Annotated in this window: 16 protein-coding genes; 11 read left to right on the top strand and 5 right to left on the bottom strand. The window is 59.8% G+C overall.

The genetic code is table 11. The features are described 5' to 3' along the window. Window positions 1–3: 3 nt before the first annotated feature. The gene (gene nuoN / locus B3B59_RS14820) at window positions 4–1,461 is read left to right on the top strand and encodes an NADH-quinone oxidoreductase subunit NuoN (RefSeq protein ID WP_046884689.1); all 1,458 of its coding nucleotides are present in this window, start codon (window positions 4–6) and stop codon (window positions 1,459–1,461) included. A 160-nt stretch (window positions 1,462–1,621) separates the two neighbouring features. Here nuoN and B3B59_RS14815 read toward each other — a convergent pair whose 3' ends face one another. Both B3B59_RS14815 and rnz read right to left on the bottom strand, forming a co-directional pair. Beyond that, window positions 1,622–2,626 carry a chemotaxis protein gene (locus B3B59_RS14815; RefSeq protein ID WP_040074689.1) on the bottom strand — a complete coding sequence of 335 codons (1,005 nt, stop codon included), beginning with the start codon at window positions 2,624–2,626 and terminating at the stop codon, window positions 1,622–1,624. Between the two features lie 64 nt (window positions 2,627–2,690). After that, entirely contained in the window at window positions 2,691–3,608 is a 918-nt protein-coding gene (rnz, locus tag B3B59_RS14810; RefSeq protein ID WP_286809443.1) for a ribonuclease Z, read from the bottom strand. A gap of 71 nt (window positions 3,609–3,679) precedes the next feature. Here rnz and B3B59_RS14805 point away from each other — a divergent pair, with 71 nt between their 5' ends. The 10 genes from B3B59_RS14805 (at window position 3,680) to B3B59_RS14760 (ending at window position 13,674) form a co-directional block, all read left to right on the top strand. Then, entirely contained in the window at window positions 3,680–4,132 is a 453-nt protein-coding gene (locus B3B59_RS14805) for a GNAT family N-acetyltransferase (RefSeq protein WP_286809442.1), read from the top strand. 62 nt (window positions 4,133–4,194) lie between these two features. Then, a complete protein-coding gene (gene elaB / locus B3B59_RS14800) occupies window positions 4,195–4,500 on the top strand; it encodes a stress response protein ElaB (RefSeq protein WP_233801595.1) in 306 nt (101 codons plus the stop codon). Between the two features lie 92 nt (window positions 4,501–4,592). Then, complete coding sequence (gene menF, locus B3B59_RS14795) at window positions 4,593–5,888, top strand: isochorismate synthase MenF (RefSeq protein ID WP_286809441.1); 1,296 nt, start codon at window positions 4,593–4,595, stop codon at window positions 5,886–5,888. 88 nt (window positions 5,889–5,976) lie between these two features. Continuing rightward, the gene (menD, locus tag B3B59_RS14790; RefSeq protein ID WP_286809440.1) at window positions 5,977–7,647 is read left to right on the top strand and encodes a 2-succinyl-5-enolpyruvyl-6-hydroxy-3-cyclohexene-1-carboxylic-acid synthase; all 1,671 of its coding nucleotides are present in this window, start codon (window positions 5,977–5,979) and stop codon (window positions 7,645–7,647) included. Continuing rightward, window positions 7,644–8,420, top strand: a complete 777-nt coding sequence (menH, locus tag B3B59_RS14785) for a 2-succinyl-6-hydroxy-2,4-cyclohexadiene-1-carboxylate synthase (RefSeq protein WP_286809439.1) — start codon at window positions 7,644–7,646, stop codon at window positions 8,418–8,420. The genes menD and menH overlap by 4 nt, the downstream gene beginning before the upstream one ends. After that, window positions 8,417–9,274 (top strand): 1,4-dihydroxy-2-naphthoyl-CoA synthase, encoded by an 858-nt coding sequence (gene menB, locus B3B59_RS14780; RefSeq protein WP_029740930.1) that lies wholly within the window; start codon window positions 8,417–8,419, stop codon window positions 9,272–9,274. Before menH ends, menB begins: the two co-directional genes overlap by 4 nt. Further along, the gene (gene menC / locus B3B59_RS14775) at window positions 9,274–10,239 is read left to right on the top strand and encodes an o-succinylbenzoate synthase (RefSeq protein WP_046884695.1); all 966 of its coding nucleotides are present in this window, start codon (window positions 9,274–9,276) and stop codon (window positions 10,237–10,239) included. Before menB ends, menC begins: the two co-directional genes overlap by 1 nt. Then, window positions 10,236–11,597: an o-succinylbenzoate--CoA ligase gene (menE, locus tag B3B59_RS14770; RefSeq protein ID WP_286809438.1), complete on the top strand. Its 1,362-nt coding sequence runs from the start codon at window positions 10,236–10,238 to the stop codon at window positions 11,595–11,597. Before menC ends, menE begins: the two co-directional genes overlap by 4 nt. 243 nt (window positions 11,598–11,840) lie before the next feature. After that, window positions 11,841–12,380: a YfaZ family outer membrane protein gene (locus B3B59_RS14765; RefSeq protein WP_046884697.1), complete on the top strand. Its 540-nt coding sequence runs from the start codon at window positions 11,841–11,843 to the stop codon at window positions 12,378–12,380. Between the two features lie 94 nt (window positions 12,381–12,474). Then, window positions 12,475–13,674, top strand: a complete 1,200-nt coding sequence (locus tag B3B59_RS14760) for a nicotinamide mononucleotide deamidase-related protein YfaY (RefSeq protein ID WP_286809436.1) — start codon at window positions 12,475–12,477, stop codon at window positions 13,672–13,674. Window positions 13,675–13,707: 33 nt separating this feature from the next. Here the strand turns inward: B3B59_RS14760 and glpC are convergent, their stop codons facing one another. The 3 genes from glpC to glpA are packed head-to-tail and all read right to left on the bottom strand — an operon-like array spanning window position 13,708 to window position 17,730. Then, window positions 13,708–14,898: an anaerobic glycerol-3-phosphate dehydrogenase subunit GlpC gene (gene glpC / locus B3B59_RS14755; protein WP_286809435.1), complete on the bottom strand. Its 1,191-nt coding sequence runs from the start codon at window positions 14,896–14,898 to the stop codon at window positions 13,708–13,710. Next, entirely contained in the window at window positions 14,895–16,112 is a 1,218-nt protein-coding gene (glpB, locus tag B3B59_RS14750) for a glycerol-3-phosphate dehydrogenase subunit GlpB (protein ID WP_286809434.1), read from the bottom strand. Before glpB ends, glpC begins: the two co-directional genes overlap by 4 nt. Then, complete coding sequence (glpA, locus tag B3B59_RS14745) at window positions 16,102–17,730, bottom strand: anaerobic glycerol-3-phosphate dehydrogenase subunit A (protein WP_286809433.1); 1,629 nt, start codon at window positions 17,728–17,730, stop codon at window positions 16,102–16,104. The genes glpB and glpA overlap by 11 nt, the downstream gene beginning before the upstream one ends. Between the last annotated feature and the right edge of the window lie 90 nt (window positions 17,731–17,820).

Raw genomic sequence — 17,820 nt, 5'->3', positions numbered from 1 at the left:
GCCATGACAATAACTCCACAACAACTGATTGCGCTGCTACCGCTGCTGATCGTCGGATTGACGGTGGTGGTTGTGATGCTCTCCATTGCGTGGCGACGCAATCACTTCCTGAATGCGACCCTGTCGGTTCTGGGTATGAACGCTGCGTTGGTTTCCCTCTGGTTTGTTGGCCAGGCGGGCGCGATGGATGTCACGCCGCTAATGCGCGTTGACGGCTACGCCATGCTGTACACCGGTCTGGTTCTGCTGGCGAGCCTGGCGACCTGTACCTTTGCTTATCCGTGGCTGGAAGGTTACAAGGACAACAAAGAAGAGTTTTACCTGCTGGTACTGATTGCCGCACTGGGCGGCATTCTGCTGGCGAATGCGAACCACCTGGCCGCGCTGTTCCTCGGTATTGAGCTGATCTCGCTGCCGCTGTTCGGTCTGATTGGCTACGCCTTCCGCCAGAAACGCTCGCTGGAAGCGGCGATCAAGTACACGATCCTGTCCGCTGCCGCGTCGTCGTTCCTGCTGTTCGGTATCGCACTGCTGTACGCACAGACGGGTAACCTCTCCTTCCTGGCTATCGGCAAGAGCCTGGGCGACGGTATGCTGCATGAGCCGCTGCTGTTGGCAGGCCTGGGTATGATGATTGTTGGCCTGGGCTTCAAGCTCTCTCTGGTGCCGTTCCACCTGTGGACGCCAGACGTTTACCAGGGTGCTCCGGCACCGGTATCGACCTTCCTGGCGACGGCGAGCAAAATCGCTATCTTCGGGGTGGTGATGCGTCTGTTCCTGTACGCACCGGTGGGTGATAGCGAAGCGGTACGCGTGGTGCTGGGCATTATTGCGTTTGTCTCCATCATCTTCGGTAACCTGATGGCGCTGAGCCAGACCAACATCAAGCGTCTGCTGGGCTACTCGTCTATTTCCCATCTGGGTTATCTGCTGGTGGCGCTGATTGCGCTGCAGAGCGGTGAAATGTCGATGGAAACCGTAGGCGTCTATCTGGCCGGTTATCTGTTCAGCAGCCTCGGCGCGTTCGGCGTGGTGAGCCTGATGTCCAGCCCATACCGTGGCCCGGATGCCGACTCACTGTTCTCCTACCGTGGTCTGTTCTGGCACCGTCCGATTCTGTCTGCGGTGATGACGGTGATGATGCTGTCCCTGGCAGGTATTCCGATGACCCTGGGCTTTATCGGTAAGTTCTACGTGCTGGCCGTCGGTGTGCAGGCTGGCCTGTGGTGGCTGACCGCCGGTGTGGTTATCGGTTCCGCGATTGGTCTGTACTACTACCTGCGTGTTGCCGTGAGCCTTTACCTGAGCGCGCCTCAGCAGCTCAACCGCGATGCGCCGTCTAACTGGCAGTACAGCGCCGGTGGTATCGTGGTGCTGATCTCCGCGCTGCTGGTGCTGATCTTTGGTATCTGGCCGCAGCCGCTTATCACCATCGTGCAACACGCGATGCCGCTGATGTAAGCAAGCTAAAAACAAAAACCCGCTCCGGCGGGTTTTTTTATGTTTACACCCTCTCGCCGCGGAAAGGGCACCAGACCCGCACCAAATAAAAACCCGCCTCGGCGGGTTTTTGATGTTTACTCCCTCTCCCCGTGGGTGAGGGCATCAGCCCGCACCGATCTTACGCCAGCTGCTTACGGCTGATCAGCGGCCCGTCAATTCTCTTCATTGAACGGTCCAGCACCTCTTCAATCACCGACGACAGTTCATTCAGTTCGAACTTCGCCACATACCCGTCGGCCTTCACTTTACGAATATGATCTTCGTTAGCATTTCCTGACAGTGAAGAGTGGATCACCACCGGAATGTCCTTCAACACCGGGTCGGTTTTGATCTTACGCGTCAGCGTAAAGCCGTCCATCTCGGGCATTTCCAGGTCGGTCAGCACCAGCGAGATCTTGTCGGTGATCGGCACCCCTTCTGCCTGCGCCTGAGCCGCCAGCACACCAATCTTTTCCCAGGCCTCTTTCCCAGTGATATGCAGCTGTGCCGGGATCGCCATCGCCTGCAGACCCTTCTCCAGCATTGAGCGCGCAACCTTAGAATCTTCCGCCACGATGGCCACCGCACCAGGTTTGATATTGAACTTGGTGGTTTTCAGGTTGGTAGCATGCAGATCGTGATTGGCCGGGGTGATATCGTACAGGATCTGTTCCACATCCAGCACCATCGCCAGATCGTTGGTGTCCGTCTGCTCGTCCAGGCAGGCAATACTGGTAATGTAACGGCCGCTGACGGCGGTTTCGGCAGCATGAACCTGCTTCCAGTCCAGACGCATAATGTTCTCGACGGACTCAACCGCAAATGCCTGTACGCTACGGGCGTATTCGGTAATCAGTAGGATATTGAGGCCGGTGGAGGGTTTACAGCCAGCCACGGCGGCCAGGTCGATAACCGGGATCACCTGGTCGCGAATATTCACCATCCCCATCAGCGGTGACTTCATGCCCGCAGGTTTGGTGAACTCCGGCATCGGCACAATTTCACGCAGCTTAAATACGTTAATGCCAAACAGCTCGGACTTGTTTTCGTGCATCGAGGTGCCGAGACGGAACAGCAATAGCTCAAATCGGTTCGACAGGGTGAGATTCGCCCTGTCATCAATGTCTTTCTGGAAATTATCCATTTTACCCTCAAGTGAAATGCCTGCCTTTTAATCGTTATCGGCACGCGGAGGGAAAAGTGAAGGACTAAACGCTGACTTGAGTGAAATCGTCGGCTAACTCGGTATTCGCAAAGTATTCACGACACTCTGCCAGTAGCGTCTGGCAACCCTGCGCGTCATAGCGTGAGCTGACGTGGGTCACTATCAGCTTTTTCACTCCAGCCTGACGCGCTAATTGCCCCGCCTGACGGGTAGAGCTGTGCCCGCGACTGTTGGCTTTCTCTTCCATCGCCGTTTCCAGCGTGGCCTCGTGCACCAGCAAATCGACGCTCTCTGCCAGCAGATGTGCGGCAGGGCAGGGGGCGGTATCCCCGAAAATGGCCAGTTTCTTCCCGGGCAGTGGGGCAGAGAGATAATCCTGCCCATTAATGACGCGCCCGTCCTCCAGCGTCACGGTTTCGCCACGTTTCAGGCGCTGGAATAAGGGGCCGGGCACAATACCCTCGGCGACCAGGGCGGCCGCATCCAGCGCGCCCGGTTTATCTTGCTCCTCTATGCGGTAGCCATAGCACTCGACGGGATGATTAAGCGGCAGGGCAGTAACGCGGTACAGCCCATCATCCAGGACGATCCCTTCGCCTATCTCGACGATCTCAAGAGGGTAGTCCGTCCAGGAGCCGCTCAGACGCAGCGTGGTATCGACAAATTCGCGAATGCCCGCCGGGCCGTAGAGGGTCAGCGGCCGGGCATTGCCTGCCATCGAGCGACTGCACAGCAAACCCGGCAGGCCGAAAAGGTGATCGCCGTGCAGGTGGGTAATAAAAATCTTATCAAGTTTGCCCGGATGATAAGCCGTTTCAAGCAGTTGATGCTGGGTGCCTTCGCCGCAGTCGAATAACCACAACCCTGCATGGGTAGGATGCTGTAAATCGAGCAGCATGGCCGTCACATTTCGTTGTCGTGTCGGTACGCCTGCAGACGTACCCAGAAAAAGCAGTTCCATAACGCGGTAACACCCTTTGCCGAACCGAAAGCATTTAGTATAACGGGATGATAACCCATAAGGAGCCTGACATGATTCAGTGGCAAGATTTACACCATCGCGAGCTTACCGTTTCGACCCTCTATGCCCTGCTTAAACTGCGCTGTGAAGTGTTCGTCGTTGAGCAAACCTGCCCCTATCTGGATATTGACGGTGACGATCTGGTGGGGGAGAACCGCCACATTTTGGGCTGGAGAGATAACGAACTGGTGGCGTATGCGAGGATTCTGAAAAGTGAGGATGATCTGGAGCCGGTGGCCATCGGGCGGGTAATCGTCAGCAGCAAAGCGCGGGGCGAAAAAATGGGATATCAACTGATGGAGCAAGCGCTGGCTGCGTGTCAAAAACAGTGGCCTGACAAGGCGTTATATCTGGGGGCGCAGGCACATCTTCAGCCGTTCTATGCTCACTTTGGCTTCCGCCCGGTCACCGAAATCTATGACGAAGATGGCATTCCTCACGTCGGCATGGCGAAGGAAGCGTAACAGGCGAAATCGCCAGGCATTGTCTATAGTTAGCGAACTGGTACAACTACATGGAGATAACTATGTCATATCAATCCTGGGATTCTCGTGTCGATGACGATCTGGCGCTGTTAAGCGAAACGCTGGAAGAGGTACTGCGCTCTTCTGGCGATCCGGCCGATCAAAAATACATTGAGCTTAAAGCGCGCGCCGAGCAGGCGCTGCACGAAGTGAAGGCTCGCGTCAGTAATGCCTCCGATAACTATTACTATCGGGCGAAACAGGCGGTTTATCGCGCAGATGACTATGTGCATGAAAAACCGTGGCAAGGCGTTGGCGTCGGCGCGGCCGCAGGTCTGATTCTGGGTCTCCTGCTCGCTCGCCGCTAATCGCACTCATCCTTCTCCCTGCTAAATCGGGGGTACTGCCTTTTAATGCTAGTACCCCGTATAATGTAGGGTTTTAGCAGGGAGAGGTTTGCGTGCATTCAATGACTACCGCGCTGCAGGGACTCTGCAGCCAGCTGGACCAGGATATTCCCGCGACGCCAGGCTTACGCCAATATGACGTCACCTTCCCGCTTAATGATGCCTTCGACCCGCTCGCGTGGCTCAACGCGCAGCAATATTATCCGCAATTCTACTGGCAGCAGCGCAACGGCGATGAAGAGCTGGCGGCGCTGGGGGCTATTCAACGTTTTTCATCGCTGGCGGCCGCCCGGCAGTTTTTACATCTGTTTCCCGACAGCCCGGCTACCCGCATTGTCGGCTTAAACGCCTTCGATCCGCATCAGGGCAAACTCTTCCTGCCGCGGCTGACCTGGCTGCGGCATGGCGGGCGCGCCACTCTTCGCCTGCAGCTCTGGAGCGACACTTCTCTGCATGACGACGCTAAAACCGCCCGCGCATTTTTACTTTCGCTAAATGTCGCCAGGCCGATTGTTCCGCTCTCCCTGCACAGCGTGAGCGAAACGCATCTCCCTGACAAGGCCGCATGGTTAGCGCTGGTAACCAGCGCCACAGAGGCTATCGCCCGCCATGATTTTGACAAAGTGGTGCTGGCGCGGGCCACCGACCTGCAGTTTAACCGCCCGGTCAATCCTGCGGCACTGATGGCTGCCAGTCGGCGCGTTAACTTACGCTGCTTCCACTTCTTTATGCAGCTTGATGCTGATAACGCCTTTCTCGGTTCTACGCCTGAACGCCTGTGGCGGCGCAGGGGCGAGTTACTGCGCACCGAGGCACTGGCAGGCACCGTTGCCAGCCACAGCGATGATTATCGCGCGGGCCGCCTGGCCGACTGGCTGATGAACGACGACAAGAACCAGCGTGAAAATATGCTGGTGGTCGAAGATATCTGTCAGCGCTTGCAGCATCACACCCAGCCGCTGGAGGTGTTGCCCCCGCAGGTTGTGCGCCTGCGTAAAGTGCAGCATCTGCGTCGCTGCATCTGGACCGCACTACGACAGCCGGATGATGAACAGTGCCTGCTGTTGTTACAGCCGACCGCCGCCGTGGCGGGGTTGCCGCGTCAGGCGGCCTGGGACTTTATCGCCCATCATGAATCCTTTGACCGGGAGTGGTATGCCGGTTCCGCCGGGTATCTCAGCCTCGAGCAGAGCGAGTTTTGCGTGTCGCTGCGTTCAGCGCGGGTGACGGCAAACCGTGTCCGTCTGTACGCCGGAGCGGGGATCGTCAGCGGCTCCGATCCCGAACAGGAGTGGCAAGAGATAGAAAACAAAGCCGCAGGGCTGCGCTCTTTGCTCCTTAGGGATTAAGTCAAAGTCGCGCAATACCGATTCATATCAAAATTACGATTTTTTCTATTATTTATACTGTGTCGCATATTTGATACCGGACAACCTCATGTCAGTAAGTTCTTTTAACCGGCGCTGGGCGACGGTCATTCTTGAAGCCCTGACTCGCCATGGCGTCAGGCATATTTGTATCGCACCGGGTTCCCGCTCTACGCCGCTGACGCTGGCCGCTGCCGACAACCCGGCTTTTATACATCACACCCATTTTGATGAGCGTGGTCTGGGACATCTGGCGCTTGGGCTGGCAAAAGCGAGCCGCGAGCCGGTGGCGGTAATTGTGACCTCCGGCACGGCGGTGGCTAATCTTTATCCGGCACTGATTGAGGCCGGGCTGACGGGGGAAAAACTGATCCTGCTGACCGCTGACCGTCCTCCGGAGTTGATCGACTGCGGCGCGAATCAGGCCATCCGCCAGCAGGCTATGTTCGCTACCCACCCCTCACAAACGCTCTCACTTCCTCGGCCAACGCGGGATATCCCCGCGCGCTGGCTGGTATCCACGGTCGATAACGCCGTGGGATCACTGCGTCAGGGCGCACTGCACATTAACTGTCCTTTCGCCGAGCCTTTGTATGGCGAAATGGATAATGCCGATCTTGACTGGCAGCAGGCGCTGGGCGACTGGTGGCAGAGCGATAAACCCTGGCTGAGCGCCCCCGCTGAGCTTGTCAGCCCGAAACAGCGCGACTGGTTCTTCTGGCGCCAGAAACGCGGGGTGATCGTGGCAGGCAGAATGAGCGCCGCCGAAGGAAAGCGGGTGGCCGAATGGGCCCAGACTCTGGGTTGGCCGCTGATTGGCGATGTGTTATCCCAGACCGGGCAGCCGTTACCCTGCGCCGACCTCTGGCTCGGAAACGCCCGCGCGGTGACCGAACTCCAGCAGGCGCAAATCGTCGTACAGTTGGGCAGTAGTCTGACGGGCAAACGGCTGCTGCAGTGGCAGGCCACCTGCGAACCCGAAGAGTACTGGCTGGTCGAAAACCGCGAAGGGCGACTCGATCCGGCCCACCACCGCGGGCGCCGCCTGGTATCGGGGGTTGCGGAGTGGCTCGACCTGCATCCGGCTGAAAAGCGTAAACCCTGGGCGACGACTATTCCTGAACTCTCCCGCCAGGCCTGGGCGCTCGTCGAGCAACATAGCGAGCAGTTTGGTGAAGCGCAGCTGGCGCACCGTATCCGGCACTGTCTGCCCGAGCAGGGGCAGCTCTTTGTCGGTAATAGCCTTGTTGTCCGCCTGATCGACGCCTTTTCCCGATTGCCGGCGGGCTATCCGGTTTACAGTAATCGGGGAGCAAGCGGCATCGACGGCTTGATCTCGACCGCTACAGGGGTGCAGCGTGCGACCGCCAAAGCCACGCTGGCTATCGTGGGCGATCTCTCTGCGTTATACGATTTGAATGCGCTGGCGCTGCTGCGCCAGGCTTCGGCACCTTTTGTGCTGCTGGTGGTGAATAATAATGGCGGGCAAATTTTCTCTCTGTTACCCACACCGCCGCGCGAACGCGAGCAGTTCTACCTCATGCCGCAGAACATAAACTTTGAACATGCGGCGGCCATGTTTAGCCTTAAATACCAGCGCCCACAAAGTTGGGCCGAGCTTGATATGGCGCTTAACAGTGCCTGGAGTAAGCCGGGCGCCACGCTGATCGAGGTTATTGTTAATGACAGCGACGGCGCGCAGATGCTACAGAACATGCTCGCACAGGTAAGCCACCTGTGATCCTCACCGGAGAAGTGCAGGCGGGCACAGTCGGCCAACCCTGGCTGGTATTTCTGCATGGTTTTTCCGGCGATGCTGCCGAGTGGCAGCCGGTGGGCGAGCAACTTAGCGCTATGCCCCGGCTCTATCTTGACCTCCCGGGCCATGGCGGGTCGGCCGATATTGCCGTCGCGGATTTCGCCCAGGTCGATGGGCTACTGCGTGCTACGCTAATTAGTTACAACATACTAAATTACTGGCTGGTGGGGTACTCCCTCGGCGGCCGCATTGCAATGTATCATGCCTGTCAGGGGCCGAAAGGGCTGCAGGGCCTGATTGTCGAAGGCGCGCATCCGGGCCTGAGCCACCCTGACGAACGTCACCAGCGCAGGGTGTCGGATGCCGGCTGGGCGGAGCGGTTTCGCCATGAACCCCTGCCGGAAGTCTTTACCGACTGGTATCAGCAGCCCGTTTTTGCCTCGCTCACGGCGGGGCAGAGCCAACAGCTCATTGCCCTGCGTAGTAAGAACAATGGCCGCACGCTGGCCGCCATGTTACAGGCAACTTCGCTGGCAGAGCAGCCGGACCTGCGTCCGGGCATCAGCCAGCCCGCTTTCCCTTTTTATTATCTCTTTGGCGAGCGGGATAACAAATTCGCTCACATCGCTGGCGAACTTGCCGCCACCTGTTTCGCAATTCCTCATGCCGGACACAACGCCCATCGGGATAATCCCGCTGCGGTGACTGCCCGGCTGTGTCAGATACTCCGACTTCCCGTTAAGGAAACGCTATGATCTATCCTGATGAAAACATGCTCTACGCACCGGTTGAATGGCAAGACTGCTCCGAAGGCTATACCGACATTCGTTACCACAAATCAGCTGATGGCATTGCCAAAATCACTATCAACCGCCCGCAGGTGCGCAACGCGTTTCGCCCGCTGACCGTAAAAGAGATGATTCAGGCGCTGGCGGATGCACGCTATGACGACAATATCGGTGTCATCGTTCTGACCGGTGAAGGCGACAAAGCCTTCTGCTCCGGCGGTGACCAGAAAGTGCGTGGCGATTACGGTGGATACCAGGATGATGCCGGTACGCACCACCTGAACGTGCTCGATTTCCAGCGCCAGATCCGCACCTGTCCAAAACCAGTTGTTGCCATGGTCGCGGGCTACTCCATCGGCGGCGGCCACGTGCTGCACATGATGTGTGACCTGACCATTGCCGCTGAAAACGCCATCTTCGGCCAGACCGGCCCGAAAGTCGGCTCGTTCGACGGCGGCTGGGGGGCGTCCTATATGGCTCGCATCGTGGGTCAGAAAAAAGCGCGCGAAATCTGGTTTCTGTGCCGTCAGTACAACGCTCAGGAAGCGCTGGATATGGGCCTGGTGAACACCGTGGTACCTATCGCCGATCTCGAAAAAGAGACCGTCCGCTGGTGTCGCGAAATGCTGCAAAACAGCCCCATGGCGCTGCGCTGCCTGAAGGCGGCACTCAATGCCGACTGCGACGGCCAGGCGGGTCTGCAGGAGCTGGCGGGTAACGCCACCATGCTGTTCTATATGACCGAAGAGGGTCAGGAAGGACGTAACGCGTTCAACGAAAAACGTCAGCCAGACTTCAGCAAATACAAACGGAACCCGTAATGCGTTGCGCGCAGGTTTACCGCTGGCAGATACCCATGGACGCGGGCGTGGTACTGCGTGAACGGCGATTAAAAACCCGTGACGGGCTGTTCGTGCATCTCCGGCAGGGCGAGCGCGAAGGGTGGGGCGAGGTTTCGCCCCTTCCGGGCTTTAGTCAGGAGTCGCTGGAGGAGGCGCAGGCTGCAGTGCTTGCCTGGGCGCGCGCCTGGCGCGAGGGGGCCGAACCGGCACTGCCGGACATCCCCTCCGCTGCCTTCGGTGTCAGCTGCGCGCTGGCTGAGCTTGAGGGCCGCTTGCCCGACGCGGCGAACTATCGCGCCGCACCGCTCTGTACCGGCGATCCGGATGAGCTATTTGCGCTGCTCTCCGCCATGCCCGGCGAAAAAGTGGCGAAAATTAAGGTCGGACTGTACGAAGCGGTGCGCGACGGCATGGTGGCGAATCTGCTGCTCGAAGCGATCCCCGATTTGCACCTGCGTCTGGACGCCAACCGCGCCTGGACGCCGCTCAAGGCTCAGCAGTTTGCGAAGTACGTTAATCCTGCGTACCGCAACCGTATCGCCTTCCTTGAAGAGCCCTGCAAAACCCGCGATGACTCCCGTGCCTTTGCCCGTGAAACGGGCATTGCAATTGCGTGGGATGAAAGCCTGCGCGAGGCGGATTTTGCATTCATTGCCGAGCCTGGCGTGAGCGCGGTGGTGATCAAACCCACGCTTACCGGCAGCCTGGAGAAAGTGCGCGAGCAGGTCGCGGCGGCCCATGCCGTAGGGCTGACGGCGGTGATCAGCTCGTCTATTGAGTCCAGCCTCGGACTGACTCAACTGGCGCGCCTCGCCGCGTGGTTAACACCGGAAACCATTCCGGGTCTCGACACGCTGAACCTGATGCAGGCGCAGCTGATCCGCACATGGCCGGACAGTGCTCTGCCGTGCCTCGGGGTCGAGGCGCTGGAGCCGTTGCTATGATCTTTACCGACTGGCCCTGGCGACACTGGCGCGCGCAGCGTGCGGATAAACCCGCGCTGCGGTTAAACGACGATGCGCTGAGCTGGCAGCAGCTGTGCGAGCGGGTGGACAGGCTGGCGACAGGCTTCCAGCGTCAGGGGCTAGGTGAGGGCGACGGCGTGATGCTGCTCGCCCATAACCATCCCCAGACGCTGCTGGCGTGGCTGGCGCTGTTGCAGTGCGGCGCGCGTATTCTTCCGGTCAATCCGCAGCTTCCGCGCCCTCTGCTTGACGTCCTGATCCCGCAGATGACGCTGCGCTTCGCGCTGCTGCTTGACGGCGCGTTTGACGGGCTTTCGCGGCTCACACTGGATGACCAACCCGGTGATTATGCCGCCCCGTGGCAGCCGGAGCGTCTGGCGTCGATGACGCTCACCTCCGGCTCTACCGGCTTACCCAAGGCGGCGGTACACACCTGTGCGGCGCATCTTGCCAGCGCGGCAGGCGTGTTGTCGCTGATGCCTTACGGCGATGACGACGACTGGCTGCTATCCCTGCCGCTGTTTCACGTCTCCGGCCAGGGGATTTTGTGGCGCTGGCTCCAGGCCGGGGCGCGTCTAACGGTGCGTGAGAAGCAGCCTCTGGAGCAGGCGCTACAGGGCTGCACCCACGCCTCGCTGGTGCCAACACAGCTGTGGCGACTGCTTAATGGCGAGTGCCGCATCGCGCTGAAAGCCGTGCTGCTCGGCGGGGCGGAAATCCCCGTTGAACTGACTGCACGGGCACGCGAAGCAGGTATTCGGACTTTTTGCGGCTATGGACTGACCGAGTTTGCCTCCACCGTCTGCGCCAAAGAGGCTGACGGCGCGCCGGACGTGGGTAGCGCGCTCCCGGGCAGAGAGGTGCAGGTGGTGAACGGTGAAGTCTGGATCAGGGCGCAGAGCATGGCGGCGGGCTACTGGCGAGACGGCGCACTCTTGCCGCTGGTCAACGAGCAGGGCTGGTTTGCCACCCGCGATCGCGGTGAGTGGCACAACGGTCGCCTGACCATTCTGGGCCGCATGGACAATCTCTTTTTCAGTGGGGGAGAGGGGATCCAGCCGGAATCGCTGGAGCGCATCATCGTCACCCATCCGCGGGTAAACCAGGTGTTTATCGTCCCGCTGGACGACGCAGAGTTCGGGCAACGCCCGGTCGCGGTGGTGGAATGTGAGCCGGGCACGGACATCACGGAATTACCGGAGTGGGTTCAGGGTAAGCTGGCGCGCTTTGAGCAGCCGGTCCACTGGCTGGTGCTGCCGCCAGAGCTGAAAAATGGCGGGATAAAGATCTCCCGCCAGGCGTTAAAACAGTGGGTTAATGCCCTGCTGAGAAGATAGTTAGCCGAAATCCGGCTGTTCGGTGTACATCGCCAGACCCGGTGAGATGTTGTAGAGGGTAAGCGCCCACCTTCAGTTAACGCGCAGTGAAAATGCGCTTTTTATTGATGCTGTAAATACCGAAATTATCAAACCGTTACAAACTAATTGCCTGACGCACACAGAGTGCTTGATCCCAAAGACACGCAGGTTAAAATCTCGCGGTTTTGGGAGATCTCTAATTATTACGTGCGGGACACGACAATGAAAAAAGTGGCATTTTTGGGCGCAGGCCTGATGTTTGTTTCAGTAGCAGCAAACGCAATTTCCTTTAACGGCTCGGCGGGTAAAGAGTACACCCATCTGGGCTTTGGCCTGGGGACGGAAACCTCCGGCCTGGCGATGACGGGCGGCTGGACGCATAACGACGACGACGGCGATGCGGCAAGCCTCGGCCTTGGCCTTAACGTTCCGCTGGGGCCATTCCTGGCAACCGTGGGCGGTAAAGGTATCTACACCAACCCGAACGACGGTGACGAAGGGTACGCGGCGGCCGTTGGCGGCGGGCTGCAGTGGAAAATTGGCGACAGCTTCGGCCTGTTCGGCGAGTACTACTACTCTCCGGACTCGCTCTCCAGCGGTATCGACAGCTATCAGGAAGCTAACGCCGGTGCGCGCTGGACCATCATGCGTCCTGTTACCATCGAAGCAGGCTACCGCTATCTGAACCTGGCCGGTAAAAACGGCAACCGCGACAACGCCCTGGCCGACGGACCATACGTGGGCGTGAGCGCAGGCTTCTAATCCCCCCGGCGCGGCGGCCTGCCGCGCCAGTTTATCGCTTCCCCCCTCTCCCAATTGCGCTATAGTGTTTTGACTATTAAAGCGGGAGAACACAATGATTAACGTGGAGATGTTATCCACCGGCGATGAAGTGCTGCATGGTCAAATTATCGATACCAATGCGGCCTGGCTCGCCGATTTATTCTTTGAACAGGGATTACCGTTAACGCGCCGCAATACGGTAGGCGACGACCTTGAGTCGCTGGTGAACATTCTGCGCGAACGCAGCGAGCACGCTGACGTGCTGATTGTGAACGGCGGCCTTGGCCCAACCGGGGACGATCTTAGCGCGCTGGCCGCCGCCACGGCGAAAGGCGAAGGGCTGGTCCTCCACGAAGCGTGGCTGGCGCAGATGGAGCGCTTTTTCTCCGAGCGCGGTCGCGTCATGGCCCCCAGCAACCGCAAGCAGGCCGAAATCCCGGCCAGCGCCGAGCTGGTGGATAACCCCGTCGGCACTGCCTGTGGCTTTGCCATTAAACTTAACCGCTGCCTGATGTTCTTCACCCCGGGCGTGCCGTCTGAATTTAAAGTGATGGTCGAGCAGCAAATTCTGCCGCGCCTGCGCGCGCGTTTCACTCTGCCTGAGCCGCCGCTGTGTCTGCGTTTGACCACCTTTGGCCGCTCTGAAAGCGATCTTGCCCAGAGCCTCGACAGCCTGCCGCTGCCGCCAGGCGTCTCGATGGGCTACCGCTCCTCCATGCCGATTATTGAACTGAAGCTGACCGGCCCGGCGACGCAAAAGGAGGCCATGCTGGCGCTATGGCCTGAGGTGCAGCGCGTGGCGGGAGAGAGCCTGATCTTTGAGGGAACAGAAGGGCTGCCTGCGCAGATTGCCCGCACCCTGAAGGCTCGCCAGCTAAGCGTCACGCTGAGCGAACAGTTCACCGGCGGGTTGCTGGCGCTGCAGCTTTCTCGGGCGGATGCGCCGCTGCTGGCCAGTGAAGTGGTGCCGTTCCAGCAGGAAACGCTGGCACAGACCGCGCGCTGGGCGGCCGAGCGCAGGGTTAAGCATTTCGCCGGGCTGGCGCTGGCCGTCGGCGGCGTGGATGACGAGCATCTTAATTTTGCTCTCGCGACGCCGGAAGGGACCCATGCGCTGCAGGTAAAAATGAGTATCACCCGCCACAGCCAGGCGGTGCGTCAGGAGGTATGTGCGATGATGGCGCTCAACATGCTGCGGCGCTGGCTGAACGGCAAACCGGTCGCCAGCGAGCATGGCTGGATCAATGTGGTTGATTCGCTGTTTGTTGAGTAACGGATGTGCCGGGGCGAACCGCCCCGGCAACGCTTAGCCCAGCGCCTTTGCCAGCAGGGTGATGGGATGTTCGCAGCGTTTGCTGGTGGACATTTCAATCTGCCATTTGCAGGTTTCGCAGTCGGTTACCACCAGATCGGCGCCGCTCTCCTCTATCTGCCTGAACAGCGGCGCGCCAATTGCCTGCGACGTGTCATAGTTTTCACGCTTAAAACCGTAGGTGCCCGCTATCCCGCAGCAGCGCGAATCCAGCACCGTCAGCTCCAGCCCGGGGATCAGCCGCAGCAGCTCCAGCGTATACAGCGACCAGCCCATCTTTTCCATATGACATGGGGTGTGATACACCACCTTCAGCTGCAGGGTGCCCAGCGGTAAGGTCTTCCCGCTGTCCAGCATGCGCCACAGAAACCGCGTTGCCAGTTCAATATGGTCGCGCAGATCGGTGTTATCCACGTCCAGCAGGTGGGGGTACTCATCGCGCAGGGTGAAGGTGCAGGTAGACGAGGTAGCCAGGACCGGTATCCCTTTCCCGACGATCGCATCACGCAGGGAGGTGACATTGCTGCGGGCTTGCCTGCGCGCTTTGTCCGTAAAGCCGTTGGCAATCAGCGGCACGCCGCAGCACTTTTCCTTGCTGAGGAGCTGTACACCCGTACCCATCGCGTTCAGCACTTTCAGCAGGTCTTTTCCCAACTGCGGGTGGTTGTAATTCACGTAGCAGCCATGGAAGAACGCCACCTGATCGGCAAAGCGGGCCTGTTCTGCCGCCATCGATTTGTACCAGCGACGGAAGGTGCCGTGGGAGTATTTCGGCAGGCTGCGGTGGTGGTCAATTTTCAGCGTCGCGTCGAGCAGCCGGCGTACCGGTTTCAGAGAGGTGGCGGCATTCACCAGCGGCGCGAAGGGCGTGGAAACGCTGCCCATCAGGTCGGTATGGCTGAGGATCGCATCGCGCAGCGTCGGTTTTTGCCTGCTGTACTGCGCCCGGGCGCGCTGGATGATGTCGCCGATTTTGACGTCTGACGGACAGGCCACCTCGCAGCGCTTGCAGTTAATGCAGTATTTCAGCGCATCATCGTAGAGTGCGGCGTCTTTCAGACGCAGGCGTTCGCCGTCAGGCCCGGCCTGTTTTGGGCCAGGATAACGCGGGTTCACGCCGCTGACCGGGCAGACCGTGGTACACACCGTGCATTTTATGCAGCTTTCGAAACGGCTATCGCTCATTGTCCTGCCTCCGTGCGTTGAATAATCTGCTCTGCGGCATGAAGCGCCGTGATAGCACACACGCCGCCGCCACAGCCCTGGGCAATCGGATCGTAGCCGCCCAGAATCGAGCCGATGGCGTAGAGACCGTTAAGCGACTGGCCGCTGAGCTGCGGGTGCAGGTGGTGATCAACAATCACGCCAAACTGCTGCCAGGGCTGCGGCGTAAAGAAATCACTCTGATACCAGTCCGAACGGGAGGCGCTCTGCCGGACATCCAGCCCCAGAATGGCTTCGCGGATCCCCTCGCGGGTACTCAGTAAGCCGTTACTGAAGAAGCTGCCGCTGGCCAGTACCACGGCGCGTGCGCGCAGCGGAATGTCACCGTGGTTTCGCGTCCACACCTCGCTGACGTCGTTATCAGATAGCGTGATCTTTTTCACCTCGTCACCCGCCATCCACACGCCGCCCTGGGCAATAAATTTTTGCTTAAGCTGCGTGTGCAGCCGAATACCCGGTACGGAAGGGGGAAGGGTCGGCAGCAAGCCGAGCGTGCACGGCAGGCGGTCCGACAGCCAGCGCCAGAGTCGATTGTCGGTGAGGCCAAAGCACGCAGGCATCAACAGGGCGTCACACTGTTCAGCGAGCGGCCTGAGCGCGTCATACAGCAGCGGCCAGTTATCGTCGTTATCCAGCAGCCGCGCGATATTCACTGCCCGAAATTCGCTGGAGTTTTCACGCAGCACGTCCAGTTCGGGCAGGTCTATCTCCGCCGCCGTCGCGTTAATGCCGCGCTGACAGAGCGAGGCCGCCGCCAGGTGCGGCTGAAAATCAAGAAAACCGTCAATTCCCACCACCATTACGCGTTCTGCGCCGAACGGGGCGACAGGAACGTCTTCCGGGCTGAGCCACGCGGAACGCAGGGTGCCGAGCGGCGTCACGCGCTGGTGATTTTTCTCAGCGCTGCCCTGCATCCGCGCGCCACAGGCGCTCAGCAGCCTTTCGGTTTCCTGCGCCAGGCGGGCAATGTTGTGCTCGCCGATCAGGCTGTAGGGATGCTCAGGCGCAAGTGCGCCGCGACAGGCATCGTTGAGGAGATCCAGCGATCCGGAAGAGAAGTGCAAAGCGCTCTGCCCGCGGGTGACGATGGCGCAGCGCAGACCACGTTGCGTGAGCGTGATCCCGCACAGCAGCCCTGCCAGCCCGCCGCCGACAATGACGGTATTAAATTTCATGGTGTGGCTCCTTCTGCAGGCCGCAAAGTCCCTGATAAACCCAGCGGGTAAACTCGCTTTCACGCAGGGCATCGCCCCAGGCAACGGGCTGAATGCCTTTCCAGCGTTCATTGAGGAAATCGCTGAGCTGGGTCAGGGACTGCGTTGAGGTGGTGGCGTGAAAGCGTTGCAGCAGCCCGGCGGCGCGACAGGCGCAAAGCTCGCCCTGACAGGTACCCATGCCGACGCGCGTGCGGCGGCGAAGATCGAGCAGCGTATTGACCGTCAGATTCTCGACGGCATATTGCACCTCGCCTGCGGTCACCGCTTCGCACTCGCACACCAGGCTGCGGCTTAGTCGCCCCTCGCCAAGCCACTGCGGCGTTCTGTCGCCGTGGCGATAAATAGCAGAGCCGCGCAGCGGGGCGGGCAGGGAGATGATTTTCTGTAGCGTTTTCTCGGTGGACTGACGCGAGCCGGGCAGGGGCTGTTCTGCCGTGACGCACGGGGTGGTGTTACCAAGCTTGCGGCAGACCGCATCCGTGGCCCACTCCGCCATCAGGCGATAGGTCATGAGCTTGCCGCCGGTGATGGTGATAAAGCCCTCCATGCCGTCACGTTGGGCATGATCGAGCAGGACAATTCCCCGGCTGACGTTGCGCCCGCTGGGGTCGTTATCGCTGGCAACCAGCGGCCGCACGCCCGCATAGGCGCGCAAAATGCGGGTTTGCGCCATCATCGGAGCCAGTTTCTCGCCTTCGCGCAGCAGAATATCCACCTCTTCGGCCGTCACCCGGTTAACGTCAATCTCGCTGTAATCGACGTGGGTAGAGGTGGTGCCGATAAGCGAAATGGTGTCGCCCGGGACCAGAATATCGGCGTCGGAAGGCTTACGACAGCGGTTGATGACGTGGTTGTTGATGCGATGGTCGAGGATCAGCAGTGAACCTTTCGCCGGGAACATGCGGAGGGATAAGTCGGCGTATTCCGCGATGCGCTGCCCCCAGATCCCCGCCGCATTGATAACCACGGCGGCGTACAGTTCGCTGCGCTCGTTATATTGCGGGTCGAACACCCGCACGCCGCGCACAGTGTTGCCGTCGCGGATAAGCCCGGTGACTTCATGCCCGGTCAGAATGCGCGCGCCGTGTTCCCGTGCGTCCAGCATATTGGCGGCGGTCAGGCGAAACGGATCGACCGTGCCGTCGGGGACTTTCACCGCGCCGGTGAGGGCCGGGTTGACAGACGGCTCCAGCCGACGCGCCAGCGCCGGGTCGATGGCCTCGGCCTGGATCCCGGCGGCCGTACAGGCGGTGATAAAGGTTTGCTGAAACGCGAGATCGTCTTCGGGGAGGGTAATGAACAGTCCGTTGGTCGGCTCGACGCAGTGGCGGGCGATGCGTTTCAGGATCTGGTTTTCCGTAATGCACTCCCGCGCCGACTCGCCGTCGGTTACCGCGTACCTCGCGCCGCTGTGCAGCAGGCCGTGGTTGCGGCCCGTGGCGCCTGTCGCAATATCATGGCGCTCCAGCAGGGTCACGCTCAGGCCACGCAGGGCGCAGTCGCGGGCGATGCCGGCCCCGGTTGCGCCGCCGCCAATGATTATTACATCGCTGTAGCGAGGATCGAGAACCGTCATTGTCTTCCCTCTATGTTCGTTTTTTATCATTTAGCCACACTAAAAATGTGGTTTGTTTGATTTCGAACATAAACGCGCGTTATTCGAAAG

It is taken from the genome of Leclercia sp. UBA2479 (assembly GCF_002341985.1).
Classification (GTDB): domain Bacteria; phylum Pseudomonadota; class Gammaproteobacteria; order Enterobacterales; family Enterobacteriaceae; genus Enterobacter; species Enterobacter pneumoniae.
The sequence above is the reverse complement of the archived record's forward strand: the minus strand, read 5'-3'. Positions and strand labels throughout refer to the sequence as shown.